Source organism: Erythrobacter sp. F6033 (genome assembly GCF_023016005.1).
In the GTDB taxonomy this organism is placed as follows: Bacteria; Pseudomonadota; Alphaproteobacteria; order Sphingomonadales; family Sphingomonadaceae; genus Erythrobacter.
Map to the genome: position 1 here is coordinate 1,415,147 of NZ_JALKAZ010000001.1, position 20,067 is coordinate 1,435,213.

The 20,067-nt window shown below is 54.2% G+C and carries 16 protein-coding genes and 1 tRNA gene; 8 read left to right on the top strand and 9 right to left on the bottom strand.

Annotated elements, in window-relative coordinates; all coding sequences use genetic code 11:
* The first annotated feature begins 2 nt into the window (after positions 1 to 2).
* From MWU39_RS06675 to hflX, 6 genes are all read left to right on the top strand, one after another.
* The gene (locus MWU39_RS06675; RefSeq protein WP_247159234.1) at positions 3 to 1,094 is read left to right on the top strand and encodes an ATP-binding protein; all 1,092 of its coding nucleotides are present in this window, start codon (positions 3 to 5) and stop codon (positions 1,092 to 1,094) included.
* A complete protein-coding gene (locus tag MWU39_RS06680) occupies positions 1,091 to 2,533 on the top strand; it encodes a sigma-54 dependent transcriptional regulator (protein WP_247159235.1) in 1,443 nt (480 codons plus the stop codon). Before MWU39_RS06675 ends, MWU39_RS06680 begins: the two co-directional genes overlap by 4 nt.
* 70 nt (positions 2,534 to 2,603) lie before the next feature.
* Complete coding sequence (locus MWU39_RS06685) at positions 2,604 to 4,829, top strand: ATP-binding protein (RefSeq protein WP_247159236.1); 2,226 nt, start codon at positions 2,604 to 2,606, stop codon at positions 4,827 to 4,829.
* A gap of 46 nt (positions 4,830 to 4,875) precedes the next feature.
* Entirely contained in the window at positions 4,876 to 6,264 is a 1,389-nt protein-coding gene (locus tag MWU39_RS06690; RefSeq protein WP_247159237.1) for a sigma-54 dependent transcriptional regulator, read from the top strand.
* Between the two features lie 158 nt (positions 6,265 to 6,422).
* Entirely contained in the window at positions 6,423 to 6,980 is a 558-nt protein-coding gene (gene hfq / locus MWU39_RS06695; RefSeq protein ID WP_247159238.1) for an RNA chaperone Hfq, read from the top strand.
* A gap of 17 nt (positions 6,981 to 6,997) precedes the next feature.
* Positions 6,998 to 8,302: a GTPase HflX gene (gene hflX / locus MWU39_RS06700; RefSeq protein ID WP_247159239.1), complete on the top strand. Its 1,305-nt coding sequence runs from the start codon at positions 6,998 to 7,000 to the stop codon at positions 8,300 to 8,302.
* On the opposite strand, the gene mazG is transcribed toward hflX, so the two are convergent.
* The 9 genes from mazG to MWU39_RS06745 form a co-directional block, all read right to left on the bottom strand.
* Entirely contained in the window at positions 8,291 to 9,085 is a 795-nt protein-coding gene (mazG, locus tag MWU39_RS06705; protein ID WP_348646375.1) for a nucleoside triphosphate pyrophosphohydrolase, read from the bottom strand. The genes hflX and mazG overlap by 12 nt on opposite strands.
* A gap of 51 nt (positions 9,086 to 9,136) precedes the next feature.
* On the bottom strand, positions 9,137 to 9,307 hold the full coding sequence (locus MWU39_RS06710; RefSeq protein WP_247159240.1) for a hypothetical protein: 171 nt from the start codon (positions 9,305 to 9,307) through the stop codon (positions 9,137 to 9,139).
* Positions 9,304 to 10,086 (bottom strand): MBL fold metallo-hydrolase, encoded by a 783-nt coding sequence (locus tag MWU39_RS06715; RefSeq protein WP_247159241.1) that lies wholly within the window; start codon positions 10,084 to 10,086, stop codon positions 9,304 to 9,306. The genes MWU39_RS06710 and MWU39_RS06715 overlap by 4 nt, the downstream gene beginning before the upstream one ends.
* Positions 10,083 to 10,859 (bottom strand): TatD family hydrolase, encoded by a 777-nt coding sequence (locus MWU39_RS06720; protein ID WP_247159242.1) that lies wholly within the window; start codon positions 10,857 to 10,859, stop codon positions 10,083 to 10,085. The genes MWU39_RS06715 and MWU39_RS06720 overlap by 4 nt, the downstream gene beginning before the upstream one ends.
* Complete coding sequence (gene metG, locus MWU39_RS06725; RefSeq protein WP_247159243.1) at positions 10,859 to 12,424, bottom strand: methionine--tRNA ligase; 1,566 nt, start codon at positions 12,422 to 12,424, stop codon at positions 10,859 to 10,861. The genes MWU39_RS06720 and metG overlap by 1 nt, the downstream gene beginning before the upstream one ends.
* Positions 12,417 to 13,382: a DNA polymerase III subunit delta' gene (locus MWU39_RS06730; RefSeq protein WP_247159244.1), complete on the bottom strand. Its 966-nt coding sequence runs from the start codon at positions 13,380 to 13,382 to the stop codon at positions 12,417 to 12,419. The genes metG and MWU39_RS06730 overlap by 8 nt, the downstream gene beginning before the upstream one ends.
* The gene (gene tmk / locus MWU39_RS06735; protein WP_247159245.1) at positions 13,382 to 14,047 is read right to left on the bottom strand and encodes a dTMP kinase; all 666 of its coding nucleotides are present in this window, start codon (positions 14,045 to 14,047) and stop codon (positions 13,382 to 13,384) included. The genes MWU39_RS06730 and tmk overlap by 1 nt, the downstream gene beginning before the upstream one ends.
* Complete coding sequence (locus tag MWU39_RS14590) at positions 14,044 to 15,165, bottom strand: D-alanyl-D-alanine carboxypeptidase family protein (protein WP_247160327.1); 1,122 nt, start codon at positions 15,163 to 15,165, stop codon at positions 14,044 to 14,046. Before MWU39_RS14590 ends, tmk begins: the two co-directional genes overlap by 4 nt.
* A gap of 102 nt (positions 15,166 to 15,267) precedes the next feature.
* A complete protein-coding gene (locus tag MWU39_RS06745; RefSeq protein ID WP_247159246.1) occupies positions 15,268 to 16,302 on the bottom strand; it encodes a lytic murein transglycosylase in 1,035 nt (344 codons plus the stop codon).
* A gap of 89 nt (positions 16,303 to 16,391) precedes the next feature.
* Here MWU39_RS06745 and MWU39_RS06750 point away from each other — a divergent pair.
* A tRNA-Ser gene (locus MWU39_RS06750) sits at positions 16,392 to 16,481 on the top strand.
* 343 nt (positions 16,482 to 16,824) lie between these two features.
* A complete protein-coding gene (locus MWU39_RS06755) occupies positions 16,825 to 20,004 on the top strand; it encodes a S8 family serine peptidase (protein WP_247159247.1) in 3,180 nt (1,059 codons plus the stop codon).
* Positions 20,005 to 20,067 lie beyond the last annotated feature (63 nt).

Consider the following 20,067-nt stretch of genomic DNA (forward strand, 5'->3'; position numbering starts at 1 on the left):
CGGTGATCGCGACCGAGGTTTCTGATCAGCCAGACGCAAGCGCCCAGATTGGCGGGCTGATTTTTGCCGTCTTGTTGATTGATACCGACAGCCTCATCAAAGAGGCAAACCATGCGGCCGAAAACCTGCTTGGCAAGAGCCTGAGCCGTCTCCTTGGGAAGCCAATCACGGCGGTTTTAGGCGATCTTGATGAGCGCGTTACAGGACGTTTCGCGGCGCCTGATTCAGCACTTGTTGCCCGCGATATCCGGGTAATCGCCAGCGAAGTCGAAACGCGCGTCAATCTCACCGTGTCGCCGCTTTCCAGCCACCCTGGCTGGCGCGTCGTGACGCTCTCCGAAATCTCGCATGAAGAAAATGCCCGAGAGGTTGAAGATAGTTCAACATTGGGTGCCCCCTCTATTCTAGCGCACGAGATCAAGAACCCATTGGCGGCTATTCGCGGAGCGGGTCAATTGGTCTCACGCAAGCTGCCTGCACAGGACAAAAAGCTGGCGAAAATGATAACAGATGAGGTTGATCGCATCGCGCGTTTGATAGACCGGATGCAAGAGCTGGGCAGTACCAAAAGCGAGCCAGCTGCCCCGTGCAATCCTCACGAAGCTATTCGGTCGGCGATCGCCACTGTGCGGGCAGGGGACACGGCGCGCGTTGAAATCGCGGAAGAATTCGATCCGTCTCTTCCTCCAGTTTTGGTCAATAGAGATGCCCTGGAGCAGGTATTGATAAACCTGATTTCAAACGCCCGCGACGCAGCGAGCGAATCTGCTAGTGCACCAAAGGTCTCGGTTCAGACGAGGTTTGTAAGCGGCTTTACCTTCAGCGCACTCCGAGTTGGGCGGAGCGTTCGGTTGCCGATTGAGATAACTGTCACTGACAATGGATCGGGCATTGATCCTACGATGCGAGACCACGTTTTCGAACCGTTTGTTTCCTCGAAGAAATCGGGTCAGGGACTGGGCCTTGCTCTCGTGCGCAAACTTGTGCGCGACATGAATGGCAGCATCAGTCATGAGCGGGATGTTAAGCGCGATCTGACGCATTTCAGGCTTCATCTACCACAAAGCAATGAGAAGGCGGCGACGTTCAAATGAGCATGAGCTCCAAAGGCAAGGTTCTTCTCGTTGAAGACGATCAGGCCATCGCGACGGTCATGATCGCGGCCCTTGAGGATGAAGGTTTCGGCGTTGAGCATTGCGCATCCATAGGGGATCGAGACCGCTGGCTCGAAGGTCAGAGATTCGATGTCATGCTTACCGATGTCATCCTCGAAGATGGTGACGGGTTAAGCGGGCTTTCAGTTGCACGCGAGTTAGCACCTGACATGCCGGTAATCGTTCTTTCGGCGCAAAACACACTGGATACTGCTGTTCGCGCCAGTGATAATGACGTCTTTGAGTATTTTCCGAAGCCTTTTGACCTCGATGAAGTCATTCAGGCTGTACAGCAGGCAACCGGTGCAAAAAGGCATGCATCGACTGGCGCCGAACCGTCGGTGCTTGAGGACGACGGGATGCCACTCGTCGGCAGAAGCCAAGCGATGCAGAGTGTGTATCGGATGATAACGCGCGTTCTGCGCAACGATTTAACTGTGCTGGTCACTGGCGAAAGCGGGACCGGAAAAGAACTTGTTGCTGAAGCCATACATCAACTCGGAAGCCGGCGGAGCGGCCCCTTTGTCGCTGTGAACACGGCGGCGATTCCGGCTGACCTTATTGAGAGTGAGTTGTTCGGACACGAAAAGGGCGCGTTCACTGGCGCAATTGCGCAAGCCATCGGCAAGTTTGAGCAGGCAAATGGAGGCACTTTGTTCCTCGATGAAATTGGGGATATGCCAGCCGAGGCTCAGACACGTTTATTGAGGGCACTGCAGTCTGGCCGAATTCGCCGGGTCGGCGGACGCCAAGAGATCGGCATTGATGTGCGTATTGTTGCTGCAACCAACAAGAATTTGGTTCCAATGATAGCCGCCGGAAGGTTTAGGGAAGACCTGTATTATCGTCTCAATGTTGTGCCGATCCACCTTCCGCCCCTGCGTGAAAGACGCGAAGATATCGGCGTTTTATCGCAGCACTTTCTCTCTCAAGCTGCGGATGACGGATTGCCGCACAGGACTTTGGCGAAAGACGCGATGGATGGGCTGGAAGCGCGGAATTGGCGCGGCAATGTGCGTGAATTGCGTAATGTGATTTACCGACTTGCCCTAATGGCGCGCGATGATGTCATCGATGCAGTAAGTCTTGAGGATATTCTTGGACAGGAAGCGCTTGCCCCCGGTGGCGATGAGGAGACCCGGGAAGGCGGGATAGGGCAAGCTCTCAATCAATGGCTGCATGATGAAAATCCTGCGGCCGGCACGGTTTACTCGCAGGCCTTGGCCGCGTTCGAAAAGCCGTTGATTGAGCACGCGCTGGGCGAAACCAACGGCAATCAGCTTCGTGCCGCCAAGCTGCTCGGCATAAACCGGAACACATTGCGCAAACGGATCGGCGATTTGCGGATCGAGCCTGACCGCTTTTCCCGAACAATTTGACTCGCTTGTTTCACACCAACCCAATTTTCCGCTTGCATAAATGCAACAGTAGAGTTGTAACTGCGCAACGATGGAATTGAGCGCTCAACCAACGACCACCACATCGCCACGGCAATCGCCGCGGTGGTGGAGGCGGTTTGTTGTCACATCGCGCCGTGCAAACATTTTCCTATGGCTAGAAATTTTGGCAGTGCTCGCCCTGATTGGCGCGCTCGTTGCGAATTACTTGATCTATGGGAATGCCCCAAGGGACGGGGACTTGCTGCCTACCATGCAAGTCTCTCTGCTACTGATGGCTGTTCTCGTGCCGGCGATGGGGCTCCTTATTTTGGTTGGAAGGCGGCTTGCATTGCGAAGGGCGGCGGGCAGCACCGCACGATTGCACGTTCGCTTGGTCTTCTTTTTCTCAATGGTCGCCGCACTTCCAACTCTTCTCGTGGCTGGATTTGCGGCATTCCTTTTCCAAACTGGTGTAGATTTCTGGTTTTCCGATGAATCGCGTGGGTTGATGGAAAACGCCAATGAGTTGGCCCAAAGCTACTACGATGCAAACCAACGTGATGTTCAGCAAGAAACCGTCACGATGGCGACCGATATGCGCACTATCCTCGCACGCGTTCCAATTTCCGATCCAGATTTCCCCGACTACTATGCCTATCAAACCCAGGCACGAGAGATATCGGAGAGCGCTGTTCTTCAGCGGCTTGAGGACGATACTCTGCGGACCGCAGCGATTCTAAATCTCCTTGAAGATAACCGGCCGCTTGAATTTAGTGAGGCGGCGCTCGCGCAGCTTGATGCGGGAGAGATTGTCGTCGTCGGTGGCAGTCCAGAACGGATCGCAGCTTTGGCGCCAATCGACCTGGATAGCGGGATCTATCTCTATAATGCTCGAAACACCGAAGCATCGATGTTCAACTCGTGGGCGAGCGCTCAGGCCATTTCGACAGCGTATGAAACGCTTTCAAATGATGCCCGAACCCTTCAGCTCCGTTTCAACATTTCGCTGGTAGTGATCAGCCTCCTGTTAGTCGGATTGGCTGTCTGGTTCGCGCTTCGTTTTGCTGATCGTCAGGTGGAACCGCTCACGGACCTTGTCGGGGCAGCCCGGGAGGTTGGGCAAGGCAACTTCGCACTTCGAGTCGAGGGGCGTACTGGCGCAGACGAGATCGGGCTGCTTAATCGCGCCTTTAACCGCATGACCGCGCAATTGGAAAAGCAAACAGACGCTCTCGTAAGTGCCAATCGTCAAATCGACGACCGGCGCGCCTTCACCGAGGCGGTCTTGGACTCGGTAACCGCGGGCGTGGTTTCAGTCGATGAGGATAACCGCGTTCTTCTTATGAACGGTTCGGCTCAGTCATTGTTGGCTTTTGACGATGGCGATGACCTCATAGGCCGCTCCTTTGCCGATCTTTCACCTGAGATAAGCCAGTTGATAGTCGAGGGGCAGCAAAGCGCCATTGTTAGTCATGCCAAGGGCAATGAACTCCTGACATTGGCAGTAAAAATCGTCCCGGGCTCAAGCGGTCGCGTCATTACATTTGAGGATATCACTCGGCAATTGCTGAACCAGCGTCAGGCAGCATGGTCTGATGTGGCTCGGCGTATTGCACACGAAATCAAGAATCCACTAACGCCGATCCAGCTTGCGACCGAAAGACTCAAGCGGCGCTATCGCAAACAAGTCGCCGATGAAGATGGCGAACTTTTTGACGAGCTAACCAGCACAATCGTCCGCCAAGTTGGCGACCTCAGAAAAATGGTTGATGAATTTTCATCGTTTGCACGCTTACCCAAGCCCGTTTTTCGCGGAGAGGATGCTGTCGATCTGGTCCGCCAGGCGGTCTTCCTTCAAGAGGTTGCTCATTCCGACATAGATTTCAGCGTCGCGAGCGATCAGTTGGAAACTCGGATGATCTGCTGCGATCGCCACCAACTTGGTCAAGCGATGACCAATGTCCTAAAAAATGCAGTCGAGGCCGTAGAGGCAAAGGCGGCTGAAACGAGCGACGCCTTTAGGGGTCGAATAGAAGTGACGATGGAGCAGGACGAAAGTCTCCTGACCATCACAGTTGAGGACAACGGCATCGGGCTACCGAGCGAACGTGACCGGATCACCGAACCATACATGACAACCCGAGAAAAAGGGACTGGGCTCGGCCTAGCCATCGTCAACAAGATTGTTGAAGAACATGGCGGGGACATGGGCTTTGCGAGTGCTGATACCGGGGGCACCATCGTCACCTTACGCTTCGCTCGTGATCCGCAAATCGCTGAAGGAGACACCGCGTGACCCTTCGGCATCAATTCATGACTACCCCAACCCCAAGGAGCTGCGCATGGCGCTGGATATCCTCATAGTTGATGATGAGCGCGATATTCGTGAACTCGTTTCCGGTGTGCTCGGAGATGAAGGATATGAATGCCGCACCGCCGCAGACAGCACGAGCGCTCTTGAAGCATTGGATGAAAGGCGCCCGAGCCTAGTTCTGCTCGATGTTTGGCTCCATGGCAGTCAGATGGATGGGCTTGAATTGCTTGATGCGATCAAAGTCCGTGAGCCCGATTTGCCTGTGATCATTTTTTCCGGACACGGAAATATCGATACCGCTGTTTCGGCGGTAAGCCGCGGTGCGATGGATTTCATCGAGAAGCCGTTTGAGGCTGAACGCCTTTTGATGCTGGTGGAACGCGCAACCGAAACGGAACGTCTCAGAAGAGAGAACACTCGGCTGCGTGACAACAATTGGAACAGTGCCGAATTCACTGGCAATTCTTCTGCAATCAATGCCGTCCGGGCAACGCTTAAGCGAGTTGCCAATACCGGAAGTCGGGTTCTGATATCGGGACCAGCTGGAGCTGGAAAAGAGGTGGCCTCCCGTTTGCTCCATGCCTGGAGCGGCCGTGCCGATCACGCATTCGTTCTGGTCAATTCTGCGCGGATAACTCCCGAACGTTTTGAACAAGAACTATTCGGGGAAGAGGTGGATGGAAAACAGGTTCGCCCCGGATTGTTAGAAATGGCTGACGGAGGAACTCTGTATCTTGATGAGGTGGCCGACATGCCACTTTCAACACAAGCTCGCATTTTGAGGGTGCTCACCGAACAGAGCTTTGTCAGGGTAGGGGGTACAAGGCAGATCGGCGTCGATGTACGGGTCGTGTCTTCCACAACTCGCGATTTGGCGGTTGAAATGGAGGAGAAGCGTTTCCGGGAAGACCTCTTCTACCGGCTAAATGTTGTTCCCGTAACGATACCGTCGCTTGCAGAAAGGCGAGACGACGTTCCGGCCTTGGCTGAACACTTCTTCACCCGCTACTCAACCGATCAGGGGATCGCGCCACCAGATATCTCTGAGCAAGCGATGGCAGCGCTCCAAGCCTATGATTGGCCGGGGAATGTTCGCCAATTGCGCAACGTGGTTGAGCGAACCATCATCATGACACCGCGTGAACGACTTACCACGGTCGAAACCGATATGCTTCCCGCTGAGATCACTGGAGGAAAGCTGGCCGCTTCGGGTCAGGGGCTGACCGCGATGATGGGTGTACCACTGCGTGAGGCGCGGGAGAGTTTCGAACGCGAATACCTCTCTATTCAGATCCGCAGGTTCTCAGGCAATATCTCAAAAACAGCAACATTTATCGGGATGGAGCGTTCGGCATTGCACCGTAAGCTCAAGCTGCTTGGTATGGCTGAGAGGCGGGACAGTTCCCGTAAAGAGTAACATCGACGTCCACTCGAAGTTAGTTGAAAGAAATTCAAGCATTGCAGCGAGCCGTTGCAAACGCCATTATAGTGTATGGCGTAGCAAGCGGGTGGGCTGTTTGCATGCGCCAAATCTGCGGACCGTAATGACGGCTGCCAATAACAGGAGCATGTTACATGTCGAACGGACGGACTCTCTCTCCTCGTCCAGACTCTTCCCGTGGCGAACCCGCCGGCGGAGGGCGTCAAGTGAATGGCAATTTACAGGACGCATTTCTTAACCTGTTGCGTAAGAATAAAGCGCCAGTGACGATGTTTCTCGTCAAAGGGGTTAAGCTCCAAGGTATTGTCACTTGGTTTGATAACTTCTCGATTTTGTTGCGCCGCGATGGCCAATCTCAGCTCGTCTACAAGCATGCCATCTCGACCATCATGCCGGGGCAGGCTGTTGATGCAGAGCAATTTGAGAACAGCGCTGGCAGTAAGAAACAACGGCTTTTGCAGGATGTTTTTCTGAGCCGAGTGAGTGAAGCGCAGGTTCAGGTCACCATGTTTCTGGTAAACGGAGTTATGCTCCAAGGCAGACTCGCCGCTTACGACCTTTTCTGCATGCTGTTGGAACGTGATGGTTCCGTGCAACTCGCGTACAAACACGCCGTATCGACGATTCAGCCAGCAAGCGCCGTCGACCTCAGCGACGATGACAGTTTTGATGATGACGGGATCGAAGACTGAGCTTTGATGATGACTTAATGGATGAAGTGACCCGCGGTGCTCGGGCGCTTGTGCTGTGCCCTGATATTCGAACGTTGCGTTACGATCTTGATGCACGCGAACGGTTGGAAGAAGCTCAGGGCTTGGCGCTCGCCATAGGCGTCGTGATTGCCCATTCCGAAATTCTGCCAATTCGTCAGATGCAACCCAACACACTGTTCGGGTCCGGGCAGGTCCAAAATATCGCCACTCTTTGTGAGTTGCACGAATGCGAGCTCATCATTGTTGATGGTGCGCTTTCACCGATCCAGCAACGCAATCTGGAAGAAACGCTTAAGCGCAAAGTCATCGACCGAACGGGTCTTATTCTCGAAATCTTCGGCGAGCGAGCTGCCACTGCGGAAGGGCGTCTGCAAGTGGAGCTCGCGCACCTCGACTATCAACAAAGTCGCCTTGTTCGCAGTTGGACTCACCTTGAGAGACAACGAGGCGGTTTTGGCTTCCTCGGCGGTCCTGGTGAAACCCAGATCGAGGCCGACCGCCGGATGATCCGTCAGCGGATGAGCAGATTGCGTCGAGAGCTTGAGCAAGTGCGCAAGACACGTGCTCTACACCGTGAAAGGCGGGGAAGGGCTCCTTGGCCTGTCATCGCGCTTGTTGGCTACACGAACGCCGGAAAGTCCACCCTGTTCAATCGCTTAACGGGCGCCGAAGTAATGGCGGAAGATTTGCTATTCGCAACACTTGATCCGACCATGCGAGCGATCGGAATGCCAGGGGTCGAGAAGGCCATTCTGTCCGATACGGTAGGGTTCATTTCTGATCTACCAACGCAATTAGTCGCGGCTTTTCGTGCAACGCTTGAAGAAGTGACGGGCGCCGACATCATTTGTCATGTCCGGGACATGGCAAATCCCGCCCACGCGGCCCAGAAGAAGCAAGTTATGGAAGTTCTCGCTGATCTTGAGGTCGTCGACAGGGATACAGGGCATAGCGAAATTCCAATCCTAGAGATCTGGAACAAGTCAGATCTGCTCGGTCATGAGCAAATGGTTGAATTGCGCGAAGCGGCGCCCGGGCATGAAGCTGTAATCATGTCAGCTGTGACCGGTGATGGCATAGACGATTTCACGGCGAAAGTCGCAGAAATGCTAACTGCCAAAGCGAAAGAGATTACAGTTACTCTGCCAGTCAGTGATGGACGCCGACTTGCTTGGCTGCATGCTCATGGCGATGTGCTCGAAGACAAAGATGGCGGGGAAGGGGAGCATGGTCCGACCCGCAAACTTACAGTGCGCCTAAATCCTAAGGAGCTGGGTCAGTATGCAAGCTTAGTGGCCTGATTTTTCGGATTTTTTGACCTTATCCCAAAGCTCTTCCTTCTCATCGAGGGAAAGACGTTCAAAACCAGCCCCGGCAAGTTCTTCCATACCTCTGAACCGCAATTCAAACTTCTTGTTGGCTGCTCTTAGCGCCTCTTCGGCATCGATCCCATTCGCTCGAATGTAGTTCACGGTTGCGAATAACAGGTCGCCAGCTTCTTCAGCCCGATCATTTTCTGAGCGTGCCGCTTTTAGCTCCGCAATTTCTTCGGAAATTTTAGCTTCGGAACCGCTCGTATCCGGCCAATCAAACCCTGTTCTTGCGGCTCTTTTTTGCAGTTTTTGCGCACGCATCAATGCTGGCAAGGCCTGAGCCACACCGTCCATTGCGCTGCTTTCACCCTTGCTTACTCGTTCAGCTTCTTTGAGGCTTTCCCAGCGGATTTCTCCCATCACCCCGGTTTCAGACCCAAAGATATGAGGATGCCGGGCTTCCATTTTGTCGCTTATTGAAGTTACGACATCGGAGAATTCGAAGTGACCAGATTCCTCGGCCATTCGAGCGTGGAACACGACTTGGAATAGGAGATCGCCGATTTCATCACGGAGTTCTGACATATCGCTGCGGTCGATTGCGTCGGCGACCTCATAAGCTTCTTCGATTGTATAAGGAGCAATAGTTTCGAAGGTTTGGGCGATGTCCCATTCACATCCGTTTTGCGGATGGCGGAGTGTTTCCATGATTTCGAGTAAACGATTGATGGCGTTCTGTTTGTTGGATGGGGACGACGCGCTATCAGACACACTACACCTTTGGAATGATAATATATATTATGTTAAATTAAGGTGATCTGACTAGTTGATGAAAAGCCCTACTATCACAAAGGCCCCACCAAAAATCGCAAGCCATACCAAAGCCATCTGAACCAGCTTACCCCAACCAAGTTTGAAAGAAGCAACAGCGCTACCGGCTATCACCAACCAACCGATCAGCGAAACCAAAGAGATCATTGTAATTTCACTCATGCCGTCATCTCCAATCCATCAAACCCAACCGTCACGAAATCAGGAACTTCATCTACCAATGTTCGGTAGTCCATACTCTTGTCCAAGTGACTTAAAACAAGTCTATCGGCCGAACACCGTTCTGCCAATTCGATGGCCATCGCAAGATGAGCATGTGTGGGATGCGGATCGCGACGCAAACAATCGCTCACCAAAATGTCAACGCCATCAAACAAGTCGACCATCTCATTCGAAATCGCGCTAAAGTCCGTCGCATAAGCAATTGATTTTCGGTCACAATCAAATCGATATCCGGTCGTTTCTCCCGGGCCATGCGCCATCTGGCACCATTCTACGCCGAAACCCGCGACAATTCTCAACCGTTCGAGCGTATCGAGACTTATGATGGTGGGATATCCGTCCTGGCCGGCGAACACGTATCCAAAACGTTGTCTCAACCGTCGAACTGTCTCAGTTGATGCATATCCCGGAATCGGTCCTCCGCGACCGTAACGAAGCGCCCTCAGATCATCGATGCCATGACAATGGTCGGCGTGGTCATGGGTCCAGAAAACGGCGTCCAGAGTAGGAATGGAGTTTGCGAGCAATTGAGCGCGGCAATCGCTTGAAGTGTCGATAAGGAGACGCTTTCCCTCATCACTCTCGATCAGGATGGAAACTCGGGTGCGGCGATTGCGAGGCTCATCTGGATCACAGTCCCCCCAATCACCCAATCCGTCTGGACCACCTACGCGAGGAACCCCCGTTGAAGTTCCAGAGCCAAGCATGATGAATTTCACAACACCGCCTTGCTAAAGAGCTTCGTGAAATTGCGGGTTGTTGCATCCGCGAGTTGCGGAGTTTCAACGCCACGCAATTCAGAAATAAAGCGCGCAGTGTCAACAACATATGCGGGCTCGCAAGGTCGGCCGCGATGCGGGACTGGAGCAAGAAAGGGGCTGTCGGTTTCGACCAGCAGGCGATCTTCAGGAACTCCCTTTGCCGTTTCCTGAAGTTCTTTGGCATTCTTGAATGTGACAATGCCGGAAATCGATATTGTTAGTCCAAGATCAAGGACTTTGCGGCCAAAGCTATCTGAAGCTGTGAAACAGTGGATTAAGGCAGGAAATGTCCCCTTCGCCATCTCGTCAGCTAGGATCTCGTAGGTGTCATCTTCAGCATCGCGTGTGTGGATGATTACAGGCAATCCTGTTTCGCGTGCTACATCGATATGCATGCGGAATAGCTTCGCCTGAGTATCCCGGTTTGAATGCTCATAATGATAGTCGAGGCCCGTTTCCCCGATGCCGATGACTTTTGGATTTTCAGTGGCCGAAAGCAGCACGCCCCTGCCCAGATTTTCATGACCATCGGCTTCGTGAGGGTGGATGCCGACGCTCGCGAATACATCTGCCTCTCGCGTCGCAGTCCCGACAACTTGCTCCCATTCGCATTGTTTGGTCGAGATATTGAGGAAGGCCCCTACCCCTGCCTCGCGAGCGCGCGAGAGAACGCCCGATTGGTCCTCAACCAGCCCCTTATATTCGAGATGGCAATGGCTATCGATGAGCATCAGGCAGCCTCCTCCTCCGACATTTCGAGGCGCGGGAAGACTGGCGTGGGTTTCGCCACGACGAAACCGCTTTCTACGAGCCGTTTATACCAGGTGAGATCGGACAAAGCGGCGTAGCTGCGTTCCGCTTGAGGAACACCCAACTGATCGAGCAGGCCCGCTGCTTTTTCAGGAACAACGGGTTGGATCGCAATCGTAAGGTCGCGCAGAGCGACAAAAAGCGTCTGCAGAACAACCTTCATCCGCTTCGGATCGGTTTTCTTGAGCGTCCAAGGCGCTTGCTCATCAACATACTGGTTGCAGGCATACACAGCACGCATCCACGCCTCGATACCGACAGAGAATACAAGGTCTTCAAAGGCTCGTGGCAACTCGACTGCGCAGGCGTCACGAACGTGGCCCAGCAGGTCGTCGTCCGGTTCAGTCCCGTCAAATTCCTCGAGAACTCCGTCCATGTTCTTCACGATCATGGACAGGGTGCGCTGAGCGAGATTGCCAAAACTGTTCGCAAGCTCGGCATTGGCCCGCGTCACGATTGCTTCGGGTGAATAGCTGCCATCCTGCCCGTATGCGACTTCGCGCATCAGGAAATAACGGAGGGCATCAACCCCGAATTTATCCGCCAATTCAAGCGGATCAGTCACATTTCCAAGAGACTTCGATTCTTTTTGTCCGCGATTGAGCAGGAAACCGTGGCCGAACACTTTTTGCGGAACAGGCAGGTCCGCGCTCATCAAAAACGCTGGCCAGTAAATCGTGTGGAACCGGACGATATCCTTGCCAATGATGTGCAGGTTGGCCGGCCAAAAATCGGCCATGTCATCGGTTTGATCGGGGAAGCCGAGACCGGTGAGATAGTTCGTCAGGGCATCGACCCAGACATACATCACGTGGTCATCGCTGCCCGGGACTTTCACGCCCCAGTCAAAGCTAGTCCGGCTGACCGACAAGTCACGCAGACCCTGCTCGACAAAAGCGATCATCTCGTTGCGGCGGCTTACCGGTTCAAGGAACCCAGGTGTTCTGAGCAATTCCAGAAGCTTATCTTGATACTTTGAGAGCCGGAAGAACCAGCTTTCTTCGACGGTCCATTCAACAGGAGTACCTTGCGGCGACAGTTTCGCGCTGCCCTCGCCTTCGACCAGCTCGCTTTCATCATAATAGGCTTCGTCGCGAACGGAATACCAACCCTCATACCGGTCCAAATAGAGGTCACCAGCGTCCTCCATCCGCTGCCAGATCGCTTGACTGGCGCGGTGGTGGTCTTCTTCAACTGTACGAATAAACCTATCGTAAGATACGTTCAGTGCATCACACATCTCTTTGAAGTATGATGACATTTCATCTGCTAGTTCGCGTGCAGTCCGGCCCTGTTCTTCGGCTTTGCGAGCCATTTTGAGCCCATGCTCGTCCGTACCCGTCTGAAAACGAACGTTACGCCCCATCTGGCGCTGAAAACGCGCGATCACATCGGTCGAAATAGCCTCATAGGCATGGCCGATATGGGGCCGCCCGTTAGGGTAACTGATTGCCGTGGTGACATAGAATGTGTTGTTTTCAGCCATGGGCGTGCTCGCTACCCGCGCCGACTGAGCTAAGCAAGGTGCCGATTTCCATAGCGAGCAAACCGTTGTCGAAATTGTAGGTGGGTGCCTGACCGGCAAGCGATACCAACTCGCCATGCACCTCGATCAATCGGCCGCGCTGCGTAGATGAAACAGCATTGCGAGCGCGATCCGCAACGAGCGATTGGGCAAGCTCGAGTACCGATTGGATTCGCGCACGATCAGCCCGCGACCCGATGGCACGGGATAGATCCCCTCGCGCCTGAAATGCTGCATCGCCTTGATCCAAGAGGCTGCCAATCAAAGACGCGAGAGGCCCCATATCCTGCTCTAGGAAGCGCAGAGCGGCGCCAAATGAACCATCCGATGCCTTGATTGCTGCAGCGCGTGCGCTTGGACTGGCTGAACTGCCCTGATCTGACAAAAGCCGCTCGAGATCGGCGTCCGTTAGGGTTGGAAAGCGCAACAGGCGACAGCGCGAGCGAATTGTCGGAAGCAAGCGCGATGGGCGGTGCGCCACAAGGATAAAAAACGTACCCTGCGGTGGTTCTTCAAGGCTCTTAAGCAATGCGTTCGATGCGCTGGGCTCCATGTCGTCCGACGGGTCAATGATGATTGCTCGCCGCGCACCCAATGTCGGCCGCGTATTCAATCGGCGCTGCATGTCACGAATTTGACCGACGGCAATATTGCGTTTGACCTGGTACTCTTTGCCTTCGTCGCGCTTCTTCTGTTCTTTATCATCCTTTGGCAGATGGGTGAGTGTAAGTATGTCCGGATGATCGCCGGCAGGTTGATGTACGCCAGTCTCACTCACCAATTCGCGAGCCGCAGCCAATGCAAAATCACGTTTGCCAAGGCCGCTCTTGCCGGCGAGTATCCAACCGTGATGCATACGCGCGCCCGACACAGCCCGTCGCCACTCGCGCCATGCATCATTGTGGTTAGGCCAATCCACTAGCGTTTCTCGACACCCAAGGTTGCATTTATCGCCATCATAACCGCTTCATGAACTTCATCAGGCGAACCGCTTCCGTCGATAACTGTAAAGCCCTGAGGATTGGACTGCGCCAACATGCTGAACCGAGCGGCCACTTTTTGGTGATAGGCAGCGCTACGCCCGCCAATCGCGTCCGCCTCACCACCATCACGCTCAATAAGCCGCTGACCCAATTGATCAGCGCCTACATCGAGGAGAATTGTAAGGTCGGGCCTCAATCCATCGCTGCCGAATTGATGGAGGTCTAGGATTGCTTGATCACCCAGCCCTCCGGCACCGCCTTGATACGCTCTGCTTGAATCGATGAAACGATCACAGATCACCCACGTACCGGATTCTAGCGCAGGGATGATCCGATGTTCAACGTGATCCGCTCTCGCAGCCGCAAAAAGCAATGCCTCGGCCTTGAGGCTCCAGCCATTCGAAGAATCCTTGCCGGGCGGATCAAGCAACAGCGAGCGTATTGCCTCTGCACCGGGTGTGCCGCCGGGTTCCCTTGTCACATCAACCTTTATCGAACGAGCCCTCAGCGCCTCGGCAAGTTTCAGCGCCTGTGTGCTCTTGCCTGCACCTTCACCGCCTTCGAAAGCTATGAAACGGCCTCTTGGCAATGCCTCACTCATTCGAACCACCCGGCAATGCCATTATAGATCCTTCTAAATGGACCAGCTTGTGCCACGTCCTGCTCAGCCACGAGAGGAACAATCGCAGGCTCCATATCCGGAACTGTTATCTCGAGACTTGCGATGGCTTCGCCCTTCACTATCGGAGCTCGTACCGGACCATCATACACAATTTTGTATCGGACAGCGCCGCTTTGGTTGCGCGGCACATTAACAAACACAGCCCTATCGGTGCTCAACTCAACTTGCCTCGCATCGCCGCCTTGAATTCTAGCGGAGCCGACTACAACGGTCGCGTCCAAAAGTCGTTTTCTTTCGAAATGTTCAAACCCCCATCGCATAAAATTCCGCGATAGGCGTGCGCGTAATGCATTGCGCTCCACACCAGCTAGAATCATTACCAATCGTTGGCCGTCTCGCTCAGCAGTTCCTAAAAAACCAAAGCCCGCTTCGCTCGTAAACCCAGTCTTGATTCCGTCCGCACCGCGAACCCTCCCCAACAAGGGATCGCGATTGACCTGTGTAAGTCCATTGTACGAAAAATTGGGTCGCCCGATGAATTCTGCATAGAGCGCCGGATGGCGTTCAATCATTGCCCGAGCCAGCTTAACGAGATCGTTCGCTGTAGTGAAAGTCCGCCCTTCATCGGGCCACCCGTTCGGTGTCCCGAAATGACTGCTATACATGCCAATGCTGCTGGCTTTCATGTTCATTTCATCGAGCCAAGCCGGAATGGAACCAGCGAGCCCTTCCGCAAGAACGATTGAACCGTCATTGGCTGACACCGTCGTTATGCCTGCGATTAGCTCGCGAACCGGAACCTGCGCATCAGGCGGCAAGAGCATTGAAGACCCCGTACCAAACCATTCTTCCGAAACCTCGGGAGAGACCGTCAGCAATTGCTCTCGATCTAGAGTTCCATTGGCGATTCTTTCGAACGCGGTGAACGCGGTCATGGTCTTTGTAATCGACGCCGGCACAAAACGCCGATTAGCGTTCCGCTCGTACAGAATTTGACCAGATGTAATATCGACGAGGAGTGCGATCGGCGCTTCGTCTGCAGACGGAGTTGCCGCACGGCCTCCACCTTGTGCATGAACCCCGTTTCCAGGGACAATCGCACCTGCAAGTGCAACTAGAAATACTGAAAAATTGAAGAGTTTGCGGGCCACTCGCGTGACATAGCCCTCTGCAACGGCATTGGCGAGATCGCGTGTCGTTTAGTTCACTATTTCGTCCGCAAGCAAACCAACGCTCATGGCGTAATAGTTTGAGCAATTGTACTCGAGGATTACCCGGTAATTGCCTGTCAGCAGCCAAGCAGGAGCGCCCGGCCCATCCGGTTGGAATAGCGACACAAGCGTATCGTCTGGCAGTGGGCGCTGCGCACGCACGCCTAGATCGCGCCATTCACGAATCGTCTTCCACTCGCTGTGCCGCTCATGAACGCGCGAACATACCTGCGCCTTCAGCTTGTTTTTGTAGGCATCGACATTGAAACCTGTCGGGACATTGGCCCGCACGCCCCATGGCTGACCTGTCCGCCAGCCCGCATCCCGGAAGTAATTCGCGATAGAAGCGAACGTATCGGATCGATTGGAAAAGATGTTTGCCCGGCCGTCACCGTCACCATCCGCTGCGAGACGGAGGTACACCGATGGGAGAAACTGCGGATTGCCAAAAGCACCAGCATAGCTTCCAACCAGTTGATTCCGCGAATAACCCTTGTCAGCAACCTTCATCAAGGCGATGAATTCATTTGAAAAAAGCTCGCGCCGACGCCCTTCCCAAGCCAAGGTCGCTAAACTGCGTGAAAGGTCAAAATTGCCGCGTATCCGGCCATAACTCGTTTCGTGACCAAAGATGGCGACAATAACCTCCGCAGGAACGCCGTACTGCGATTCCACCGCGCGCAAGACTGACCGATTGTTCTGAAACACAGTTCGCCCGCCGCGAATCCGAACGGAATTCACATGTGTCGCAATATAGGGGGCAAGCGCCGGGTATCCCCGAGTAGTTGGCCGACCTGGTTGCCCGCGATCCAGCCTGATCACGCGATCGTTTGGGTTCAGACCAGCAGTCATCCGCCGAATCGTCGCTTCGCTCACACCCTCCCCTCGGGCTCGCGCCTTAAGCTGTTCAATATAAACATCAAAAGCGATTCCATCACGTGCTTGCGACTGCGCGGTCGTTGGTGAAATCGGGGCGGAAAGTGCCGCAAGAGCGAGCGCGGCAATGAAGAAACGTTGGATCATTTTTCCTGTGTCACACAAAATAGATGAATACCCAATATCCGAAGTGTGGTGACAAGGACGAAATGCACCGTTATTGGGCTCCACTGCGCGGACAGGTGGCAGAGCGGTTGAATGCACCGGTCTTGAAAACCGGCAAGGGTGCAAGCCCTTCGTGGGTTCGAATCCCACCCTGTCCGCCACTTTTCCTCTTCACCCTGCGACATATCGCGACATCTAACACGATCGCCCGATTCGAATCGGCGAGCTGATCGTCCTCAGGTGCTGTACCAATCGGTCAATTTCCTAATCAGGTAAGAATTCTCACTGACAGAGTGACGTCACCCAATTTACTCAAAATTAGGGTTTGTAAGTCGCCGTCAACTGCCATTGCATCGCCATCACATCACCTAGCGCGGCGGTAACGAAAAGTTCAAAATTCTTACTATCTTAACCTTCCCGGGAAACGAAACTCTACGACCTCATCGGCTAAATCCGTCTCGTGATCGGTGCATCTAACGCACCCAACAAACGGAATTTGAAGTCATGAAGTCATTGTCCATCAGCACCGCGACAGCAGCCGTCGCCATTTCGCTCGCCAGCTCGGCGAATGCGAAAGAGGCGCAGCCATATGTCACGCCCATTACTGAGGGGCTTCTCACTGCTGAGGTAACTGCGGTTCCGATCATGTCGGGTGCCGGCGAAACCGTATCAGTTGAAGACGTCGCGCTTCCAACGTCACACAATGAAGCTGAGGTTAGTTTCCCGGTTGAGGCAACTGTCTCAAGTGCATTGAATTCCGCACCCGCAAGTGACGAGCTGCTGACACTTCCTTCGTTGCGCGCGCCAACCGATTTCGAATTCAGCCCTGTGTCTTCAGACGCACTCGTTGTCACAACACGCGGTGTCGACCCTCACTATGGTGACATTGACGCCTTCTGGGGGGACATCGTTGCCTTCTACGGCGATATCGATGCGTTCTGGGGCGACATCAGCCCGTTCTACGGAGACATCGACGCATTCTGGGGAGACATTAGCCCGTTCTACGGAGACATTGATGCATTCTGGGGCGACATTGACGCTTTCTACGGTGACATTGATGCGTTCAACCAGGCTGATCTTGCAGCACATGGTGATTTTTGGAAATCTGCTGGCGCACAAATCAGTTCGACTGAGAAAGTCTGGTCAGACCTCCAATTCAGCACCAATGCGCTCGGTCTGGTCACCATCTCCTATGATGGCACGCCAAACAAAATCCGCAATGCGCTCGAAACGCTTATTGCACAAGCAGAGGTACAATTTGGTGCCGCGTATCAGCAGAAAACCGGAAAGAGCTTCCGCGAAGGTTTTGTTTCTGAGATTCTCGCTCGTCACGGTCTCGACCTGACAGACAGCAGCGCATCTAAAGAGACCCTTGCAAAATCGGCGGCTGAACGCTCTGCATTCTTCCTAGACTGGCACGATAGCCTCAACCAGTATTCTGGCATTGATCAGGTCGATCACTGGATGGCTCAGATCAACTGGACCCCTTCGATCACCCAGATCCAGGGCGAAGGTCGTCAGGCTGTCGTCGGGATCATCGACGGTAGCTTCTCGAATGACGCCGATCTTGGCAACAACATCGCATGGGCTGGCGGATACGACAATCCGGTCGGCGGACATGGCGCTGGTGTCGCCAGCCTTATCGCAGGTGCGCATGACGGCGAAGGCATCATGGGCATCGCTCCAGAAGTGCAAATCGCAACCTACAACCCATTCAATCCGAATGGCACAACTTCGTGGGCCGACGTTGAGCGCGGCATCAATGAGCTGCTGTTCGCTTATGTTGGCGGCAACGAAACGGGTTATGTCAGTGTTGTAAACCTCTCGCTCGGCGAAAGCGGTTGGGCGCTCGCACAGGGCATGGCAGATGTGCTGAACAGCCCGACCATTGCACGCTATAATCACGAGACGACTTACGTCATTGCCGCAGGCAACGAGGGTGTTTCGCAAACTGCAGATATTGACTGGCAGTACGGCCGTGACACCACCTTCATTCTGGTCGGCTCGGTTGACCCGTCCGGTCAGATCTCGAATTTCTCCAACCGTCCGGGCAGCGCATGTTTACTAAACAACGGCGTCTGTGATGCTGGCAACGAATTGTACCTGCGCACTGTCGTGGCTCCAGGCTCGCTTATCCTTGTTTCTGATGGTCAGGGCGGCGTAACCCGTCACTCGGGCACGTCATTCTCGGCTCCGCTGGTATCGGGCGCGATCACGCTGTTGCATGATCGCTGGCAGTGGCTTGCGCGCAATCCAGAAGAAACCGCGGAAATCATCTTCCGTTCGGCTCAGGATCTGGGCGCACCGGGACCAGACGAAGTTTATGGCTGGGGTCTGCTGGACGTGGCCGCTTCGCAGTCGCCGCTGAACTTTAACGATCTTACAATCAACCTTCACCAGAACGGCAACGCGAAAGCTGGCCGTAAAATCAGCGCGACTGAATTGCTGGCTTCAGGTGTTCCATCATGGTGGGATACAGAAGCTGTGTATTTCACAGCTTTCGAAGACATCGGAAATACCTATCGTGATTTCACGATCCCAATGTCGACCTTCACATACGGCACATCGACTGATGTGTTAGGCCATGGCTGGCAGCGCATGCAGGACTTTGTGTCTGACCGCTTTGCCAATTGGTTGCTTTCCGGCGGTACCGACACCGATGGTGACGGACAGCACGGCATCAATCAGGTCCGCTCGAACACGACACAGGCCAATGGCCAATGGTCAATGCGTGTCGATGCCATCGCTCCGCGCGTTATGGAAGACGGCGCGATGCGTCCGGTGCACAACGCCGCGACATTGAACAACCCAGCGGGCAATATGTCTTTCACTGTTGGCCATGGCCAAGGTGCTCTTGCCCTTGCCGGAAACAACTTCGGCATCATGAGCGATCACGATCAAGACACTGGCGGCGTAAACCCGGTATTGGGCTTTGCTTCGGGTGAAGTCTTTGCTGGCGCGACTTATGCTGCTGCAAAGGCGACAACGGTAAGTGTGGGCTACACGCAAAACCGCGAAGATTGGCGCGATCTGGATGGCGTTTCTGAAATTGAACGCAACCTACAACGTCAGCTTGGTGCCCGCGATGCAGAAGCGCTTACAATCGGTGTTGAGCAGAAAGTCACCAAGAACCTCTCGGTCAACGCGCAGTATACGTATCTGCGTGAAGACGATGCCGTTCTCGGCGCTCAGACCACGGTTGATGCCTTCCTCGGCGAAGGTTCACGCACCAACGCCGTTACAGTTTCAGCATCGATGAACCTGGGCAATGGCTTCTCGTTCGATCTGTCCGCAACGGGCGGCGCAACAAAAGCCGCTGAAGGTCAATTGCTTGCAACGTCGAACGACGTGATGAGCACGGCCGGTCAGTTCACCGTCAACAAACGCGGTGTGATGGGCGAGCGCGACATTCTTCGTGTATCGGTCGGCCAGCCTCTGACAGTTGAGCGCGGCGAATTGGAATTCACCAGCGAAGAGATTGTCGATCGCATTACTGGCGAACGCGGGCTGGTTACGCAGACAATCGGTATCGATACAAAGCGTCGGTACACTGGTGAAATCGTCTATGCGACACCTGTCACGAAGACATCTGAATTGGGCTTGATCGGTCGCTATATTAGCGAAGGCGAGCTTGGCCAGGATGAGAGCTTTATGCTCGGTGCTAACTTCGGACTGCGCTTCTAAACACTTTAAAAACGAGTTGCGGTTAAAGGCAGAGGATCGAACGACCTCGATTAACTAAGCTGG

Coding starts and splice junctions, on each gene's coding strand:
- hfq (WP_247159238.1), top strand. CDS start 6,423: ATGTCGAACGGACGGACTCTCTCTCCTCGTCCAGACTCTTCCCGTGGC.
- MWU39_RS06745 (WP_247159246.1), bottom strand. CDS start 16,302: ATGATCCAACGTTTCTTCATTGCCGCGCTCGCTCTTGCGGCACTTTCC.
- metG (WP_247159243.1), bottom strand. CDS start 12,424: ATGGCTGAAAACAACACATTCTATGTCACCACGGCAATCAGTTACCCT.
- MWU39_RS06710 (WP_247159240.1), bottom strand. CDS start 9,307: ATGAGTGAAATTACAATGATCTCTTTGGTTTCGCTGATCGGTTGGTTG.
- MWU39_RS06680 (WP_247159235.1), top strand. CDS start 1,091: ATGAGCATGAGCTCCAAAGGCAAGGTTCTTCTCGTTGAAGACGATCAG.
- hflX (WP_247159239.1), top strand. CDS start 6,998: ATGGATGAAGTGACCCGCGGTGCTCGGGCGCTTGTGCTGTGCCCTGAT.
- MWU39_RS06720 (WP_247159242.1), bottom strand. CDS start 10,859: ATGCTCATCGATAGCCATTGCCATCTCGAATATAAGGGGCTGGTTGAG.
- MWU39_RS06755 (WP_247159247.1), top strand. CDS start 16,825: ATGAAGTCATTGTCCATCAGCACCGCGACAGCAGCCGTCGCCATTTCG.
- MWU39_RS06685 (WP_247159236.1), top strand. CDS start 2,604: ATGGAATTGAGCGCTCAACCAACGACCACCACATCGCCACGGCAATCG.
- tmk (WP_247159245.1), bottom strand. CDS start 14,047: ATGAGTGAGGCATTGCCAAGAGGCCGTTTCATAGCTTTCGAAGGCGGT.
- MWU39_RS06690 (WP_247159237.1), top strand. CDS start 4,876: ATGGCGCTGGATATCCTCATAGTTGATGATGAGCGCGATATTCGTGAA.